This is a genomic window from Oleiphilus sp. HI0125 (assembly GCF_001635355.1).
In genome coordinates this window covers 1-942 of record NZ_LWGF01000238.1, presented here as the reverse complement: position 1 = coordinate 942, position 942 = coordinate 1, and the positions used below count along the sequence as shown (strand labels likewise).

Genomic DNA, 942 nt, shown 5'->3' with positions numbered 1-942 from the left:
AAGAAACAGCGGAAGAATCGCAATCAGTAGCATCCCCCCACCAAAGCCAATGACGCCTGCGATGATAGACGTGATTAATGTGATGAAACCGAGTGTAAGGATCATGCCCATTTTATAAGCCGTAAGCTGGTCGATAGTTATGAGATCTTTGCATGATGCCCTTTCGTTACGGTAACGAAGCCTCAAATTTTTGAACTAACATATTCATCTCTCTACCGTGATGATATGTCTGCCTTTCTTGTTCTGTTCGGTGAATGCGAATCGCTGTTTTGAAGAACGGTGCGTCATACACGAAGGTATGAAATTCACCGACTTCTCCGCAAGGGTCGACACACTCGGGTAATCCCTCAAGCAGGGAATTATCGTAGTCTGCGCCGCAGCAGTGTTCCTCAAGATGTTTTAGATTAATGCTTTGCAGCAAGGCTCGAATCGGTGTGTTGATGATTTGTCGAGCGATCTCTCGAGACAGATCTATCTGTTCTTCGATTAAGAGCGGAAATACACACTCAATAACTGTTTCTGAAAATAGTTTTTGTCGAAACTCGACAATGCCGTTGCAGTATAAATCGCCAAATGCGATAGCATCGAATGGAACGGTCCAGTTCCCTAAGCCCTCTAATAGTGTGTTTTTGTATACTTCGTTCGATACTTGGTCGGCCATCTTGATTTCGAGTAGGGGGAGCTCCATTGCTTGGGCTTGAAGACGCACATACTTGATGGGAGTAGCTTGAATTGGCACAAGCGATTTGCTTTCAGAGTACGTCGTAACTAAACCAACAACTTCATATTCAGTTGACTCAATCATTCGTTGCATTGTAAGTGCTGAATCCTTTCCAGAACTCCAGCTAATAATTACTCGCTTCAAGTGCCGTGCCTTAGTTGGCGGTGATATCGATTCCGTAATTCTAAAAAATAGCCATCCCAATAGCACTAGAACAGAAT

The 942-nt window shown here is 43.8% G+C and carries 1 protein-coding gene; it reads right to left on the bottom strand.

What is annotated here, in order from left to right; translation table 11 throughout:
- Positions 1–166: 166 nt before the first annotated feature.
- Positions 167–942 (bottom strand): hypothetical protein (locus A3762_RS03585; RefSeq protein WP_156493193.1); only part of this gene is annotated, 776 nt, incomplete at its 5' end.